Annotated in this window: 12 protein-coding genes; 8 read left to right on the forward strand and 4 right to left on the reverse strand. The window is 37.8% G+C overall.

Annotated elements, in window-relative coordinates:
• Positions 1–234 precede the first annotated feature (234 nt).
• The 3 genes from ACTJIV_RS09445 (at position 235) to ACTJIV_RS09455 (ending at position 5,651) form a co-directional block, all read left to right on the forward strand.
• Positions 235–2,349, forward strand: a complete 2,115-nt coding sequence (locus tag ACTJIV_RS09445) for a S8 family peptidase (RefSeq protein WP_440627055.1) — start codon at positions 235–237, stop codon at positions 2,347–2,349.
• Between the two features lie 76 nt (positions 2,350–2,425).
• The gene (locus tag ACTJIV_RS09450) at positions 2,426–4,498 is read left to right on the forward strand and encodes an alpha-ketoacid dehydrogenase subunit alpha/beta (RefSeq protein WP_440627057.1); all 2,073 of its coding nucleotides are present in this window, start codon (positions 2,426–2,428) and stop codon (positions 4,496–4,498) included.
• Between the two features lie 127 nt (positions 4,499–4,625).
• Positions 4,626–5,651, forward strand: a complete 1,026-nt coding sequence (locus ACTJIV_RS09455) for a bestrophin family protein (RefSeq protein WP_111960932.1) — start codon at positions 4,626–4,628, stop codon at positions 5,649–5,651.
• Position 5,652: 1 nt separating this feature from the next.
• On the opposite strand, the gene ACTJIV_RS09460 is transcribed toward ACTJIV_RS09455, so the two are convergent.
• The gene (locus ACTJIV_RS09460) at positions 5,653–6,111 is read right to left on the reverse strand and encodes an Lrp/AsnC family transcriptional regulator (protein WP_440627060.1); all 459 of its coding nucleotides are present in this window, start codon (positions 6,109–6,111) and stop codon (positions 5,653–5,655) included.
• 159 nt (positions 6,112–6,270) lie between these two features.
• Here ACTJIV_RS09460 and ACTJIV_RS09465 point away from each other — a divergent pair, with 159 nt between their 5' ends.
• Complete coding sequence (locus ACTJIV_RS09465) at positions 6,271–7,497, forward strand: aminotransferase class I/II-fold pyridoxal phosphate-dependent enzyme (RefSeq protein WP_440627062.1); 1,227 nt, start codon at positions 6,271–6,273, stop codon at positions 7,495–7,497.
• A gap of 52 nt (positions 7,498–7,549) precedes the next feature.
• Here the strand turns inward: ACTJIV_RS09465 and ACTJIV_RS09470 are convergent, their stop codons facing one another.
• Positions 7,550–8,554: a glycosyltransferase gene (locus ACTJIV_RS09470; RefSeq protein ID WP_440627064.1), complete on the reverse strand. Its 1,005-nt coding sequence runs from the start codon at positions 8,552–8,554 to the stop codon at positions 7,550–7,552.
• Between the two features lie 194 nt (positions 8,555–8,748).
• On the opposite strand from ACTJIV_RS09470, the gene ACTJIV_RS09475 reads away from it, so the two are divergent.
• Together ACTJIV_RS09475 and ACTJIV_RS09480 are read left to right on the forward strand one after the other, a co-directional pair.
• The gene (locus tag ACTJIV_RS09475; RefSeq protein ID WP_440627066.1) at positions 8,749–9,762 is read left to right on the forward strand and encodes an SDR family NAD(P)-dependent oxidoreductase; all 1,014 of its coding nucleotides are present in this window, start codon (positions 8,749–8,751) and stop codon (positions 9,760–9,762) included.
• Between the two features lie 39 nt (positions 9,763–9,801).
• The gene (locus ACTJIV_RS09480) at positions 9,802–10,608 is read left to right on the forward strand and encodes a helix-turn-helix domain-containing protein (protein WP_440627068.1); all 807 of its coding nucleotides are present in this window, start codon (positions 9,802–9,804) and stop codon (positions 10,606–10,608) included.
• 583 nt (positions 10,609–11,191) lie between these two features.
• Here ACTJIV_RS09480 and ACTJIV_RS09485 read toward each other — a convergent pair.
• Positions 11,192–12,358, reverse strand: a complete 1,167-nt coding sequence (locus ACTJIV_RS09485) for a THUMP domain-containing class I SAM-dependent RNA methyltransferase (RefSeq protein WP_440627070.1) — start codon at positions 12,356–12,358, stop codon at positions 11,192–11,194.
• A 135-nt stretch (positions 12,359–12,493) separates the two neighbouring features.
• On the opposite strand from ACTJIV_RS09485, the gene ACTJIV_RS09490 reads away from it, so the two are divergent.
• Both ACTJIV_RS09490 and ACTJIV_RS09495 read left to right on the forward strand, forming a co-directional pair.
• A complete protein-coding gene (locus ACTJIV_RS09490; protein ID WP_223558667.1) occupies positions 12,494–13,222 on the forward strand; it encodes a class I SAM-dependent DNA methyltransferase in 729 nt (242 codons plus the stop codon).
• On the forward strand, positions 13,222–13,947 hold the full coding sequence (locus tag ACTJIV_RS09495; RefSeq protein WP_111960944.1) for a ZIP family metal transporter: 726 nt from the start codon (positions 13,222–13,224) through the stop codon (positions 13,945–13,947). The genes ACTJIV_RS09490 and ACTJIV_RS09495 overlap by 1 nt, the downstream gene beginning before the upstream one ends.
• A 78-nt stretch (positions 13,948–14,025) precedes the next feature.
• Here the strand turns inward: ACTJIV_RS09495 and ACTJIV_RS09500 are convergent, their stop codons facing one another.
• Positions 14,026–15,429: an OmpP1/FadL family transporter gene (locus tag ACTJIV_RS09500; RefSeq protein WP_440627072.1), complete on the reverse strand. Its 1,404-nt coding sequence runs from the start codon at positions 15,427–15,429 to the stop codon at positions 14,026–14,028.
• Positions 15,430–15,431: the final 2 nt, after the last annotated feature.

Below are 15,431 nucleotides of genomic sequence, written 5' to 3' on the forward strand. Positions count from 1 at the left end.
TAATGAACATCATGATTTCGGTTCAAAAGAGTATCAGAAATTTCTTTTTTTAAATCTCAATTTTAAAATTCACAAAATACAAAACATATAAAAAGAAATAAAAATTTACCAAAAATCAATATAAATCTATTAAAATCCATCTAAACAATAAAATTATACAGACTAAAAATAAGACGATTAAAGATTTTAGTATATATTTGCTAATCTAAAAATTTTAATATTTACTGAACCATTATGAAGAAACATTTACTTTTGGTCAGCACTTTGGCAATTACATTAATAAGTGCGCAAAACAATGAAGGATTAAAAAGAGAGTTTGAAAAACAAAACAAAGAGAATTCTGCAAAGTTTGACTCTTATGTTTCAAAACATTACGGAGCAGACAAATCTTCGGAGACTTTAAAAGAAATTGAAGAACTAAGAAGTAATTTAGCTGGATTTACTCCAAATGGTAAGCCTTTCTTTTATCAAAAAGAAGATAGCAGACAGGTTGCGAATGCCAATGCTGATAATCTTAATACAGCAGGCGGTGTAGTAGGATTAACCAACGCCTATAATGGTGAAGGCATTAAGTATACAATTTTTGATGGAGGCAGAGTATATGCAGCTCATCTCGCTTTCGACAATCTCGCGGGAAGAATTACCAATAAAGAAGCTACAACAGAAATTTACAGTGCACATGCAACAGGTGTAGCGAGTTTTATCGGCGGTAAAAGTATAAACGTAAGTGGTGGTGGCCTTAGTGGAAATACAAGAGGAGTTGCTATCAATTCTACAATGGATTCTTACAGATTTGCAACTACTACATTACCTGGCAATACTACACCAAGTACTGTATTTCAAAAAATACTTGCTGCCCAGCCTAATCTGTCTAATCACTCATATGGAACCAATCAAGGTTGGGATGTTAAAACTGTAAATGGTGTAAATGCATGGGTTTGGCCAGGTGTTTTTGAAAGCCCTTCTACTTCTATGGATTTACAGGGAACTTATTTCAGTCAAGATCAAAACTATGATCAGATTGTATATAACAATCCTTCTTATATTATTGTAAAATCTTCCGGTAATTATTTTGGTTACGGACCTGATTATCCAGGAACATCTGCTTTTCCTAAATATTATACCGATGATAATGGTGCCCAAGTTCAGTTTGCTGCAACAGATACACTTCCTACAACAAACTGTAGCAATGGAGCTGATTGTATCGGACCTGGATCTTTAGCCAAAAACATTATCGTTGTTGGAGCTACGGATGTAATTTCTACCAATAACTTTAAATATACTACTGCTTCTGATGTTGTTCATTCTGACTACAGTAGTGCAGGACCGAGAGATGACGGAGGAATTAAACCGGATATTTCAACTACAGGTACTGATGTATTCTCTGCCGCCACAGCAGAAAATACTGTTGGCAGTACAACATATAGCTACGGAAGCGGAACTTCTTATTCTGCACCAGTAGTGACCGGAGTTATCGGGCTATGGACACAAGTAAATAAAGAACTTTTCTCAAATCAGTTATTAAATGCAGCAAGTGCAAAAACCTTAATGATTCATTCAGCTTCTGAAGCGGGGAATGTAGGTCCAGATCCATGGTTTGGATGGGGATACATCAATGCTAAAAAAGGTGCTGAGTTATTAGTGGGAAAAGCTAACAATACTGTTATCTTTAATAACGAAACATTAACCAGCGGTACTCCAAACACAAAGAATGTTGTAGCATCTGGTACTGAGCCGTTGAAAGTTACAATTTCATGGATTGATCCTGAATACGTTATTCCTGCCAACCTAACGTGGGCTGATGCGTATAACAACAGAGCATCAAGATTGGTAAATGATTTAGATTTAAGAATTATAGATACAACAAACAATACGATTTATTATCCTTGGAAGCTGAATGCTACTTCTCCAATGACTCCTGCAACTAAGGCGGATAATACAGTAGATAATGTAGAACAAGTGGTAATAGATAACCCGGTTGCCGGTAGAACTTACCGAATTGAGATTACTAACAAAGGAACCTTAAAAAACAATGCTGGCGCCAATGCCCCACAAAACTACTCTATTATAGCTACAGGCCAGACACCAGCTGTTTTAGGAACAGGTGAAGCCAACGCATTAAGCGGTCTCGCAATAGCTCCAACCATTACAAAAGATATTGTAAACATATTGAAAGCTCCCAAAAAGTCAACTTTCGTAATTTATGATCTTTCTGGAAAAAAATTACAGAATGGAGTAATCAACACTGAGAAAGAATCTGTAGATCTATCTACATACACTAAAGGTATTTACATCATTGAAGTAAGAACAGACAAAGATGTTATTTCTAAAAAAGTAATCAAGGAATAATCCTTAAAATACATAGATTTCACACAAAATACTAACGCTTGTTAGTATTTTGTTTTTTTGTGTATATTTGCTTCCTATGGAAAATACACTTCACGAAAAAGTTTCTCAGGATATTTTGCTTAAAGCGTACAATCATATGATGCTGGCCAAAGCTATGGCAGATATCTACGAAGAAAACAGAAATATCTGTAAATATGTTCATAGTACATCAAGAGGCCATGAAGCCATTCAACTGGCAACAGCTTATCAGTTAAAAAAAGAAGACTGGGTATCTCCTTATTACCGTGATGAAAGTATTCTTCTAGGAATCGGTTTTGAGCCATACCAACTGATGCTGCAACTTCTCGCCAAAGCTGAAGATCCTTTTTCAGGAGGAAGATCATATTACTCACATCCATCGAGCAAAGACGAGAACAAGCCTAAGATTATTCACCAGAGCTCGGCTACAGGGATGCAGACCATTCCTACCACAGGTGTTGCGCAGGGGATAAAATATATTCAGGATTTTAATTTACAGAATTTCGCAAACAACCCGGTTGTAGTGTGCAGTCTGGGAGATAATTCTGTAACAGAAGGTGAAGTAAGTGAAGCTTTGCAGTTTGCTGCCCTTCACCAGCTTCCCATTATATTCCTTGTACAGGATAATGAATGGGGAATCTCCGTAACTAAGGAAGAAGCAAGAACATGTGATGCCTATGATTTCGTAGCCGGTTTCACAGGCCTTAGCAGAATGCGTGTAGACGGAACAGATTTTGTGGAAAGCTTCGAAGCTATGAAGAAGGCTGTAGATTTTGTAAGAACTGAAAGAAAACCTTTAGTAGTTTGCGCTAAAACAGTTCTTATCGGTCACCATACTTCCGGAGTACGAAGAGAATTTTACAGAGACGAAGAAGATTTAACCAAACACAGAGCTAAAGACCCGGGTGAAATCCTTAGAAAGCAGCTTCTTGAATCAGGAGTTGATGAAGATCTTTTAAAGCAGATCACTAAAAAAGCCCGCCTGGAAGCTGAGGAAGCTTTTGAAAGAGCTAAAAACGCAGAAGATCCAAAGCCGGAAACAGTAATGCAGCACGTTTTTGCTCCCACTCCAATTACTGAGGAAACAGGAACCCGTGAGCCTGAAGGTGGTGAGAAAATTGTTATGGTAGATGCTGCCATCCATGCTGTTCAGGAACTGATGTGGAAACATCCCGAAGCCCTTCTTTACGGACAGGATGTAGGAGAAAGAATTGGAGGCGTTTTCAGAGAAACGGTTACTTTAGGAAAAAAATTCGGAAGCAAAAGAGTATTTAATACAGCTATTCAGGAGGCATACATCATTGGATCAACGGCAGGAATGAGTGCGGTAGGATTAAAGCCTATTGTAGAAGTTCAGTTTGCAGATTATATTTATCCGGGCATCAATCAGCTGATCACTGAGATTTCAAAATCAAGCTATTTAAGCCAGGGAAAATTTCCTGTAAGTAATATCATCCGTGTACCAATCGGTGCATATGGCGGTGGCGGTCCTTACCACAGCGGAAGCGTTGAAAGTATCTTAGCCAATATTAAAGGAATTAAAATTGCTTATCCAAGCAACGCAGCCGATTTCAAAGGTTTATTAAAAGCAGCTTATTATGATCCCAACCCTGTGATCATGCTGGAGCACAAAGGCTTATACTGGAGTAAAGTCCCGGGAACTGAAGACGCTAAAACCATTGAGCCTGCAGAAGACTATATCCTTCCTTTCGGAAAAGGTAAAATAATCATTGAAGCAGACCAGAATGAAACTGAAAAAGGCAGAACTTTATTGGTCGTAACCTATGGAATGGGGGTTTACTGGGCAAAAGAAGCGGTGAAGAATTTTAACGGAAGAGTTGAAGTCATCGACCTGAGAACAATAATCCCTCTGGATGAAGAGCTTGTTTTTGAAAGAGTAAAAGCACACGGGAAATGTATTGTTCTGACAGAAGAACAGCTGAACAACTCATTTGCCGAAGCATTTGCACACCGAATCTCGAAAAACTGCTTCAAGTATCTGGATGCTCCTGTAGAAACCATGGGATCTCTTGATGTGCCAGCTGTTCCAATCAACCTGGTTCTGGAAAAAGAAATGCTTCCAAATGCAGAAAAGCTTAGCAAAAAAATCGAAGAAATGCTGAAATATTAATCAGCAGTATTAAATATATAAGACCTCTAATTTTTTAGAGGTTTTTTTTATTACATTTAATAAGCATTAGAATAGCTTACTTTGGTATTTCTTTTGTTTGTATGCACACCAAATTTCACACAGCATTATGATCACCACAAAATATTTCAATTACAGACAAGTTCTAAACCTCGCAGGCGGCCATCTTATATGGCTTACGGCTTGGTGTACCTTAGTGGCAGCCCTTTTCTATTTCTTTAAGTGGAAGTGGATGATCATTCCATGGGTGCCTGTAGCCCTGATTGGTACTGCCGAAGCTTTTTATGTGGGCTTTAAAAACAATCAGGCCTACGACAGATTATGGGAAGCCCGGAAAATATGGGGCGGAATCGTCAATTCCAGCCGTTCTTTTGTTTCCATGCTGTATGCTTTTAATACCACAGGGGAAGGCAACAGTGAGACTGAAACCATGAAAAAGAAAATTGCCTACCGTCACATTGCATGGTTATACACTTTCCGTGAGCAATTACTGGTTCCTACAGAATGGGAACATATGTCTCAAAAAAGACATTTTGGGGATATTAATGTGAGAAGGCACCGACTGATTAAAGCAGGCTTTCCCGATTATGGCAGAACACCGATTTTCCTACATAAATACCTTTCAGAGCAAGAACTTGAACTGCAGCCGGAATATAAGAATTTTGCCACCTACCTGATCTCAAAACAAGCCAAAGAAGTCAATGATCTGAAAAATTTAGGTGACATTTCAGATTTCAACCAGATGCAGCTTCAGGATGCTCTCAACCTTTTTTATGATTACCAGGGTCAGGCGGAAAGAATTAAAAAATTCCCTTCACCCAGACAGTTCGCGAGTACTGCTTTTATTTTTAATGTGATCTTCATTATGCTTCTTCCCTTGGGGCTTGTCAATGAATTTGCAAAATTAGGAAACTGGGGAATATTGGTAAGCGTCCCTTTCTGTGTTATTATTGGCTGGATCTATATTGTCATGGAACTGGTTGGCGACTACTCCGAAAACCCATTTGAGGGAATGATGTTCGATATCCCAATGCTTTCCATATGCCGGACCATTGAAATCGATGTCCTCCAAATGATAGGAGAACATGAAGATCTTCCTGAACCTATCGCTTCAAAAAACGGGGTCCTTGTATAATTTACAGAACAATAGCCGTTGTATTTTTCACTTCAGAGATCATAAAAGAGCTGTGAGTGCTTGCTATATGCTGAAGTGTCGTTAGTTTGCTGAGCATAAAATTACGATAATCTCCCATGTCTTTTACACCTATTTTAAGGATATAATCGTAATCGCCACTTACATGAAAACATTCTGTGACTTCCTGTAGATTCATGACTTCCCTTTCAAACTGCAGCACAAATTCTTTTTTGTGCTGGGTTAATTTTATATGACATAACACTATAAAATTCCGGCTTACTTTATGCCGGTCCAGTAATGCCACATATTTTGAGATTACACCCAGGTTTTCAAGCTTTTTTATGCGTTCATAAACAGCCGTTACAGACAAATTAAGCTTGTAAGACAGCTCTTTGGTGGTCTGTTTGCAGTCTTCCTGGAGTAAAAGAAGCAGTTTTTTATCCGTTTCATCAAAATTCATAGATAATTTTTTGGGGAAAGTTTAATAAATTCAAATATAACAAACATATTTTCTATTTAAAGCATAAATTATAGATTTATATTCTACATATTTAAATATATCTTGTAATAATTCTGAAAACAAAGCATATTTAAGCCGACAAATAAAATCTAAAAGCTTATGGAAAATTTTAATGCGGCTAATGAGATCCAGGATCTTCAGTATTTTGGTGAATTCGGAGGAGTAAATCCATCCATTTCTGACAGCTCTACTTATACATTCCTTTCCGCAAAAACCATGTTTGATACCTTTGAGGGAAATGCTGAAGGATGTTATTTATATTCCAGGCATTCATCCCCGATGAATCTTTACCTTGCCCAGGCACTTGCCAAAATGGAAAATACCGAGGCAGCCAACGTTACGGCATCCGGAATGGGCGCTATCACTTCTGTATTAATGCAAGTATGTAAAAGTGGTGACCACATTATTTCCAGCAGAACGATTTACGGTGGAACTTATGCTTTTCTTAAAAACTTTCTGCCTCCTTTTCATATTGATACCACTTTTGTAGACATCAGCAACTTTGAGTCTATAGAGAATGCTATAACCCCTAATACCAAAGTTATTTACTGCGAAAGTGTGAGCAACCCGCTTCTTGAAGTGGCAGACCTTAGAAAACTTTCAGAAATCTGTAAAAAATACAATCTGAAACTGATCGTAGATAACACCTTCTCCCCTCTTTCTGTTTCACCTACATTATTAGGTGCTGATATCGTTATTCATAGTTTAACCAAATTCATTAACGGAAGCAGCGATACGGTAGGCGGTGTATACTGCGGAACACAGGAATTCATCAATGATACGAAAAATGTAAACAACGGAGCCTGCATGCTGCTGGGACCTACTATGGACAGCTTTCGTTCTGCCAGTATCCTGAAAAATCTGAGAACACTTCACATCAGAATGAAACAGCACAGCCATAACGCCATGTATCTTGCAGAAAGGTTTGAAAAAGACGGGCTTAAAGTATCTTATCCGGGGTTGAAATCCCACAAGGATCATGAACTGATGAAAAGTATGATGTACGAGGAATATGGATTCGGAGGATTGCTGACGGTAGATGCTGGCACCACTGACAAAGCCAATGAGCTGATGGAAATGATGCAGCAGGAAAATCTGGGGTATCTGGCTGTAAGCTTAGGATTCTACAAAACTTTATTTTCATGCTCGGGAAGTTCAACTTCATCAGAGATTCCTGAAGAAGAGCGTGAAGCAATGGGCATATCGGACGGACTGATCAGATTCTCGATCGGATTGGATCACGATATCGCCAGAACTTATGAAAAAATGCGGGAATGCATGCTGAAGACAGGCGTTCTCAACCATGAAACTCTATACATATCCTAATTTTATTGTTATAAAAGCTGTCGGAATTTCTGACAGCTTTTATTTTTTAAATCTATTTTTTATGGAAATGTTTTGGGAAAGCATCTTCCGGCTTCATTCTGAAAATATTCAGGAGCACCCATGATTTAAGAAAACCGTATCCGTAGGAAAACATCTGAATGTAGGTGGAAATTACCGCCATTCCGGCAATACTTATATTCTTCGTTACAAACATGGCATGGAAAAATACAAGGAATGTATACAGTCCGTAAAATGCTAGAATAATCCCTCTTCCCAGAATAAAATATTCTATAAAACCTAAAATATATCCCAACATGAAAAGTGTTGGAAATGCAAAAGATATCTTTACATAATTAGGATGTCTCTGGTTAAGAATAGGCCTTGCACATCCGAACTGATATACCTGTTTCGAGAATTTACCCAAATCCACTCTCCGCTTATGATATACTGCAATGTCATCAAAAAAAGCAGTTTTGAAACCGTTTTCCCAAAGTGTCATGGACAGATCCGGATCTTCGCCGATCCTCATTTCGGAAAACCCACCTACTTTTTCAAAAACCTCTTTATTCACCCCCATATTAAAGCTTCTTGGCTGAAATCTGGATACCGCTTTTTTACTTCCCCTGATTCCTCCTGTTGTAAAAACTGAGGTCATAGAATAGGAAATGGCTTTCTGCATCAGGTTAAAACCTTTATGGGCTTTATCCGCCCCACCGAAAGCATCACACGGAATGGTTTCTATATCTTTTTTAATATTTTCGATATAGTCTTTTTCTACAATCACATCGCTGTCTACAAAAAGCAGCCATTCATTCTGAGCTCTTTTTGCACCATAATTCCTGGTAAGTCCGGGACCTGAATTGTCCTTTCTGAAATATTTGATATCTAATATACCCTCAAAATTATGAATAGTAGGCTTAAGATCAATAAGAGAACCGTCGTCTACAATAACTACCTCAAACTCTTTATCCGTCTGAAAAGTTAAAGAATTCAGCAGTTCAAAAAGTTCATCCTTTCGGTTGAAAATAGCAACAACAATGGAAATGGTAGGTCTCAAATTGAAAATTTTTCAAAATTACTTATTCGCAGAGGAATCTACAAACAGTTTAACAGCTTATTCAAAGAAATTAACTTTTAAATAGGCATGTAAAAGTATCGATTTGAAACTCTCAACACAATAATTTGACATTTTAAACAAAATCTTAAGAATTAACAGCCTGTACCTTTGTTGTAGAAATTTAAACCTAAAAAATGACACACAACATCAATCCACTACAGCATCCTGTCCAGTCAGGATTTAATGCAGAATCTACGGCTCAGGAAATCATCAGAGAAATAGATCTTACCGGCAAAACAGCAATCATCACAGGCGGCTATGCAGGAATAGGCCTCGAAACTACTAAAGTTCTTGCATCTGCGGGTGCCAAAGTAATTATTCCTGCAAGAGATATTGAAAAAGCAGGAAAGAATCTTGCAGGTATTGAAAATATTGAACTTGAAAAAATGGACCTGATGGACCCTGCGTCTATCGATAACTTTGGCCAAAGATTCCTGGCATCCGGGAGAAAACTTGATCTCCTGATCAACAATGCCGGAATTATGTGGGTCCCTCTCCGAAGAGACAGCAGGGGTATCGAGTCACAGCTGGCAACCAATTATCTTGGATCATTTCATTTGACAGCAAGGCTTTGGCCAGCACTTAAAAAAGCAGACAGCGCGCGGGTATTGAATGTTTCATCTTATGGTCACCAGATGGCTCCGTTTGACTTTGAAGACCCGAACTTTGAGAAAAGAGAATACCAGACACTGTTGGGATATGGACAGTCTAAGACAGCCTGTAATTTATTGGCCACGGCATTAGATGAAAGAGGAAAAAAGTTCAATATCAGAGCTTATTCATTGCATCCTGGCTCTGTTTATGGCACGGACCTTGGAAGAGAAGAGCCCATCGATCTTTATATTCAGATGGGAACCCATGATGAAAACGGAAAAATAAAACCTGAAGTTGAAGCGAAACTAAAAACGATTCCGCAAGGTGCTGCTACAACCGTTTGGTGTGCAACAAGCCCTATGCTTCAAAATATCGGAGGCGTTTATTGTGAAAATTGTGATATCGCTGAAATTGATTTTGGACAGATAGAGCACAGATATGATGAACCTGCAACGATCAGCGGCGTCCAGCCCTACTCAATTGATAGAGACAATGCGGAAAGATTATGGACATTAAGTGAAAAAATGCTTGGCTTCAAATTCGATACGGAATAATCCATTTTTAAATACATTTGTAACTATAAACTACAGATCATGGATTTCAACATACAGTATATCACTCCGGACATCAAACTTTCTACCTATGACGACAGGCTTTTCAAAACAGAAACTGTTTTTGAATTCCATATGCTGGTCTGGTTTATATCGGGGGAAACAAAGATTATCCAGGCGGATAAAACCTATGTATTCAAAGCTGGGGATATTTTCCTGATTCCTAGAAATCATCTGGCCACGATCATCAATTATCCTAAAGATGGGCTTCCTCATAAAGCTGTGGTGATGCATCTCACCACAGAAAGACTGAAACAGTTTTATGCTTCCGTTGACGTGAAGCATAAGACTTTTAGCCGGGAGTCTAAAATTCATAGTTTTCAAAACCATCCGTTGCTGAAAAGCTGTCTGGCCTCCCTGATTCCATATTTTGAAATGGAAGGAACTTTTCCGGAAAATATTGCCTCATTGAAAATTACTGAAGCTATCAGTATTTTAAGGGAAATTGATAAAGATATAGATACTGTCCTTAACGACTTTGAAGAACCGGGAAAAATTGATCTGATTGGATTTATGGAAAAGAATTATATGTTCAATATGCCTTTGGAAAAATTTGGCTATCTGACGGGAAGAAGCCTTTCCACTTTCAACAGGGATTTCAGGAAGGTTTTTCAGACTACGCCTCAGCGGTGGCTTACCCGAAAACGTCTTGAACTGGCTTATTATCATTTAAAAGAAAAACATAAAAGACCTTCGGATGTATTTTTGGAAGTCGGTTTTGAAGATCTTTCTCATTTTTCTTATGCTTTCAAAAAGCAGTATGGGCATGTACCTTCTGTTTTGATATAGTTAGTTTATCAATCTGTAGGTATGGGAGCTTGCTTAAGAAGACAAAAAGATCTGCATAATCTGCCAAATCAACGAGTTTCTATAGTAAATTCAAACTATAAAAATAAACCTGATTTAAAATAAATGAATGATACCAACGAAATAAAAAACAGGATCACAGAACCACTAAAAAGCAAGAGCTTAAAAAGACTTTTAAAATAATACAGCTCCAGAACATACAGAAGAAAAAACAACACCCCTGAAATAGCAGCTCCTATCAAAGAAATTATAATTAAAGTTTGTAAGTAATTTTCCTCCGGAAGCGGATCCTTAAAGACAAAAAAAAGTAAAACCACAGCAGCAACTATAAAACTTGCACTTACTTTCTCAGTAAAATATTTTGTTTTCTTCTTTTTTTCAGCCTTTTTATTACAATTCATTCTTAAAGATGATGAACTATTGAGGAGTAAATCCAGTCCGTTCAATATATTTCCCAATCCATCAAAAAAATTCCACATGTTTCATTTTAGTTTGAGCAAAACTATTCCTTTTTTCAATACAGCACAAAAAACCTTCCGTGACCGGAAGGTTTATATTTAAAATCTTATTCTTCTTTTTCAATTTTATGAAGTTTCTTCGTGCCCTCATACATTTCATACTGAAGGAATCTGGTTTCCAGCTTTCCATTAAAAAGTTTGATCTTCCTTGAAGGACGGAGTCCGATCTTCTTCACGGCTTCCAGATCGGATGAGATCAGCCAGGCCAAAGTATTCGGATAGCTTGTTTTGAATGTATCTCCTATTTTTTTGTAGAAATCATCATCGTTAATAGCAATTCTCTCATCATAAGGCGGATTGAAAACCATTAATAATGGGAAAAGCTCTTTTTTGGACTCAAAGAAGTCCTGTTTTTTCACTTCAATCACATCTTCCATTTCTGCTGCTTCGATATTCGTTCTGGCCGCATTCAGCATTCTGTTATCAATATCATAACCAACAATCTTTCCGGTAAATTCCCTTACTCTGTTTACCCTAACTTCTTTAATCTTTGCAAAAAGATCCGCGTCATAATTAGCCCAGTTCTGGAACGCAAATCTCCTTCTGAAAATCTGAGCAGGAAGATCCATTGCAATCATTGCCGCTTCAACAAGAAGGGTTCCTGAACCGCACATCGGGTCCAGAAAGTTTCCTTTTCCATCCCAGCCTGCCAGCTGCAGCATTCCGCTAGCCAGCACTTCATTGATAGGTGCTTCACCCTGCTCTTTTCTATAGCCTCTTTTAAATAAAGGATCTCCGGAAGAATCTAAAGAAATTGTTACTAATTCTCTGTCAATATGCAGATGAAACTTGATATCCGGGCTTTTCGTCTCTACATCAGGACGTCTTTTGAATTTTTCCTGAAAATAATCTACGATGGCGTCCTTCATTTTTAAAGTCACGAACTGCGAATGCTTGAATGTCTCCGAATTTACAGTAGAGTCAATTGCGAAAGACTGATCTACATCCATATATTCTTCCCATGCAATGGCAGAAAGCTTATTGTAAAACTGATGCTGATTAAATGCTTTAAATTCAAAAACAGGAATTAAGATTTTCAATGCTGTTCTTGCCGAGTAGTTAATTTTATAAAGAAAACCGAGGTCGCCTTCACAATTGACTGCACGGTTTTTAATTTCAACGTTTTTTCCGCCTAATTTTTTAATTTCTTCTGCAAGGATCTGCTCCAGACCGAAGAAGGTCTTTATCTGAATCTTTAGATTTTCTGTGTCCATAAATATTTATTAAAAGATTTAATGATTTAAAAATGAAAAGATTACGGGTTCAATTTTACTGTTAATTGAAGCTTCTGATCTTTCATTATTTAAATACTTTGCTTTTAACCGCACAAATTTAGTTATTTTTGCATTATGGAATGGTTTGAATCTTGGTTTGATACACCTTATTATCATCTTCTTTATAGCAACAGGGACTATACGGAAGCCGAAAATTTCATTACAAAGCTTACTGAAGACCTTCAGTTACCCCCTTCATCCAAGATTATTGATCTGGCTTGCGGAAAAGGAAGACACTCTGTTTTTTTGAATAAACTGGGCTATGATGTATTGGGTCTTGACCTTTCCAGACAAAGTATTGAATTCGACAAGCAGTTTGAAACCCAGACACTTCTTTTCAATGTCCACGATATGCGGAACCCGATTGATGCCGATCCTATGGATGCCGTATTCAATTTATTTACCAGCTTCGGATATTTTGACAATGAAAGCGATGACAAAAAAGTTTTCCAGTCAGTTTATGGTATTTTAAAGCCGGGTGGGTATTTTGTTCTGGATTATCTGAATGAAGAATACGTAAGAAAAAACTTAATTCCTGAATCTACCATTACCCGTGGCAATATTGATTTTAAAATCCTGAAAAAGATTGAAGGACGACACATCGTCAAAGACATCCGTTTTGAAGCGGACGGAAAATCTTTTCATTTCTTTGAAAAAGTAAAGCTTCACACTTTGGAAACCATCAATTCCTACGCAACAGACTGCGGTTTTGAAAGAGTAAAGATTTGGGGCGATTACCAGCTGAATGAATTTGACCGTGAAGTTTCACCACGCTGCATCAATTTATTTAAGAAAAAAGCATGATAACAGTTGTTTTACTGATATTAAGCGTTATTACAGGGGTATTTCTGGGCAAGCATTTCGGAAAAAAAGAAAAGCTGGCTAAAAACCTGCTGGTCCTGAGTGCCGGATTCCTGATTACCATCTGCCTGAACGAAGTTTTCCCACAGGTATATACTTCTGAAGCAGGAAGCAGTCTCGGAATTTTTGTGATCGCAGGCGTATTGCTTCAGATGATCCTGGAAGCTTTGACAAAGGGTTTCGAACACGGCCATTTTCACCATCATAATGAACACAATATTCTTCCTGTAGCTTTGATGGTAGGACTATTTATACATGCTTTTATAGAAGGAATTCCTTTGGCTAATGAAGAGCATCAGCTTTCGCCTTACCTTCTGGGAATTCTGTTTCACAATCTTCCTATTTCCTTTATTCTTGGAGCCTTTTTATTCAACAGAAAAAATGAGTCCAAAACGTCACCCTATCCTTCCATTCTGATTGTTGCATTATTTGCCCTTGCCTCACCGATGGGAATGCTGCTTGGGAATTATTTCAATCCCGATCTACAGCCTTATTTTCTGGCTATTGTAGGAGGTATTTTCCTTCACATATCATCTGTGATTATTTTTGAGAGCAATAAGAATCACAATATCGACTGGATGAAGATAGGTTTGGTCATTATTGGAGTTTCATTAGCACTCATCATGCATCTTTTCCACCATCATCCGGCTGCCGGACATTCTCACTAATCATTTTTTATTAAGCACAAAAAAGCCCCGAATTAAATCCGGAGCCTTCAATTTAATCACTCATTACACAATCTGGAATTAGAACTTCCAGCCTAATGTAATAAAGAAGTTATTCCTGTTATTTTTCACTTCTGAAACAGCAAAATAGTCTGATGACATAATTCTTGTATCAGAATAATACGCTGTATCAGTAGAAGGATTTCCTGTTTCAATACCTCTTAAGAAAGGATTGCTGTATGTAGAAGTTACATACTGATAAGATGCATCTATATAGAATGATTTGAAATCATACCCCAAACCGAATGAGGCAAGGTTTCTGTTATTAAGCATCATATCGCTGTATGACTGATCTGATGTGGAAGCATCCGGATTTACCTGGCTTACTGTTAAAGCATCAAAAGGATTGGATGTGTAAGAATAACCACCTCTCAATCTGAACTGTTGTATCCTGTATTCTGCACCTATTCTTACCTCTGAAAGGTTTTTATAATTGTCTTTGAAGAAACTGTTCAGCTCGCTTTCAGCACCTGTAACCACTTTATATTTAGGTCTTGTTAATCCTAGAGTATAATCTACGTTTAATGAAAAGTTCTTGCTTGCAACAAATGCAGCACTCACTGTCGCTTTAAGCGGTGTTGTAAGATCCCTTGATTCGGCTCCGCTACCATCACCGTAATCCGGATCATTATAGAAATTATAACTTCTGTCTATACGCCAGAAGGTCGGAGTTTCTATAGCACCACCAATTCTGAAATTAGGGCTGAGCTTTCCGATCACCCCTAATGAGGCAGAAAATCCTGAAGATCTTTCAGACATAGGAGTGTTTTGTCTGTCAAAATATTCCATGGAACCATTATCCAATGACTGGAAGGCTGCTGTATCGTACTGATCAATAGATGTGTTGAAAAAATTAAATCCTGCTCCAACATATAAATTATGATTATAATTGGCACCCACCCCAAAACTTGTTTTTGAAAGGTTTCCGTATCTGTTGTAGGCATGACCTGCAAAAGATGCACTTTTATCAGTAAAATCCTTGATCACATTATTGCTTCCGGGAGATTCTACATAATTATCCAGTGACTGGTTGGAATAATTGATTCCGATATTGATAAACTTCCATCCAGATTCGCTCATCAAAGGAAAAGCAATTACCCCTCCTATATTTCCAAGATCCGTATTAGTTTTGCTGTAATCAATGGAAGTTCCTCCCCAGCTGCTTTTATTTTTATTTCCTGCAATAGATACCGTTCCGGAAACTTCCCCGGAAATAGCTACCCCCAAACCGGCAGGATTGGTAAGCAGTGAGTTCGTGTCACCTCCTAATGCTCCGTTAGCTCCTGCCATTGCATTGAATTTTGATGAACCCACCATGGGAGTGCTGGAATAAACATCTACAGTATTTCTCAATATAGAAACATCCTGTGCCTGCGCATAAAATGCAGCAGAAACACTCATTAATACTAAAGATTTTTTTAACATTA

The sequence above is a fragment of the Chryseobacterium sp. 22532 genome (genome assembly GCF_052044665.1).
Classification (GTDB): Bacteria; Bacteroidota; Bacteroidia; order Flavobacteriales; family Weeksellaceae; genus Chryseobacterium; species Chryseobacterium lathyri.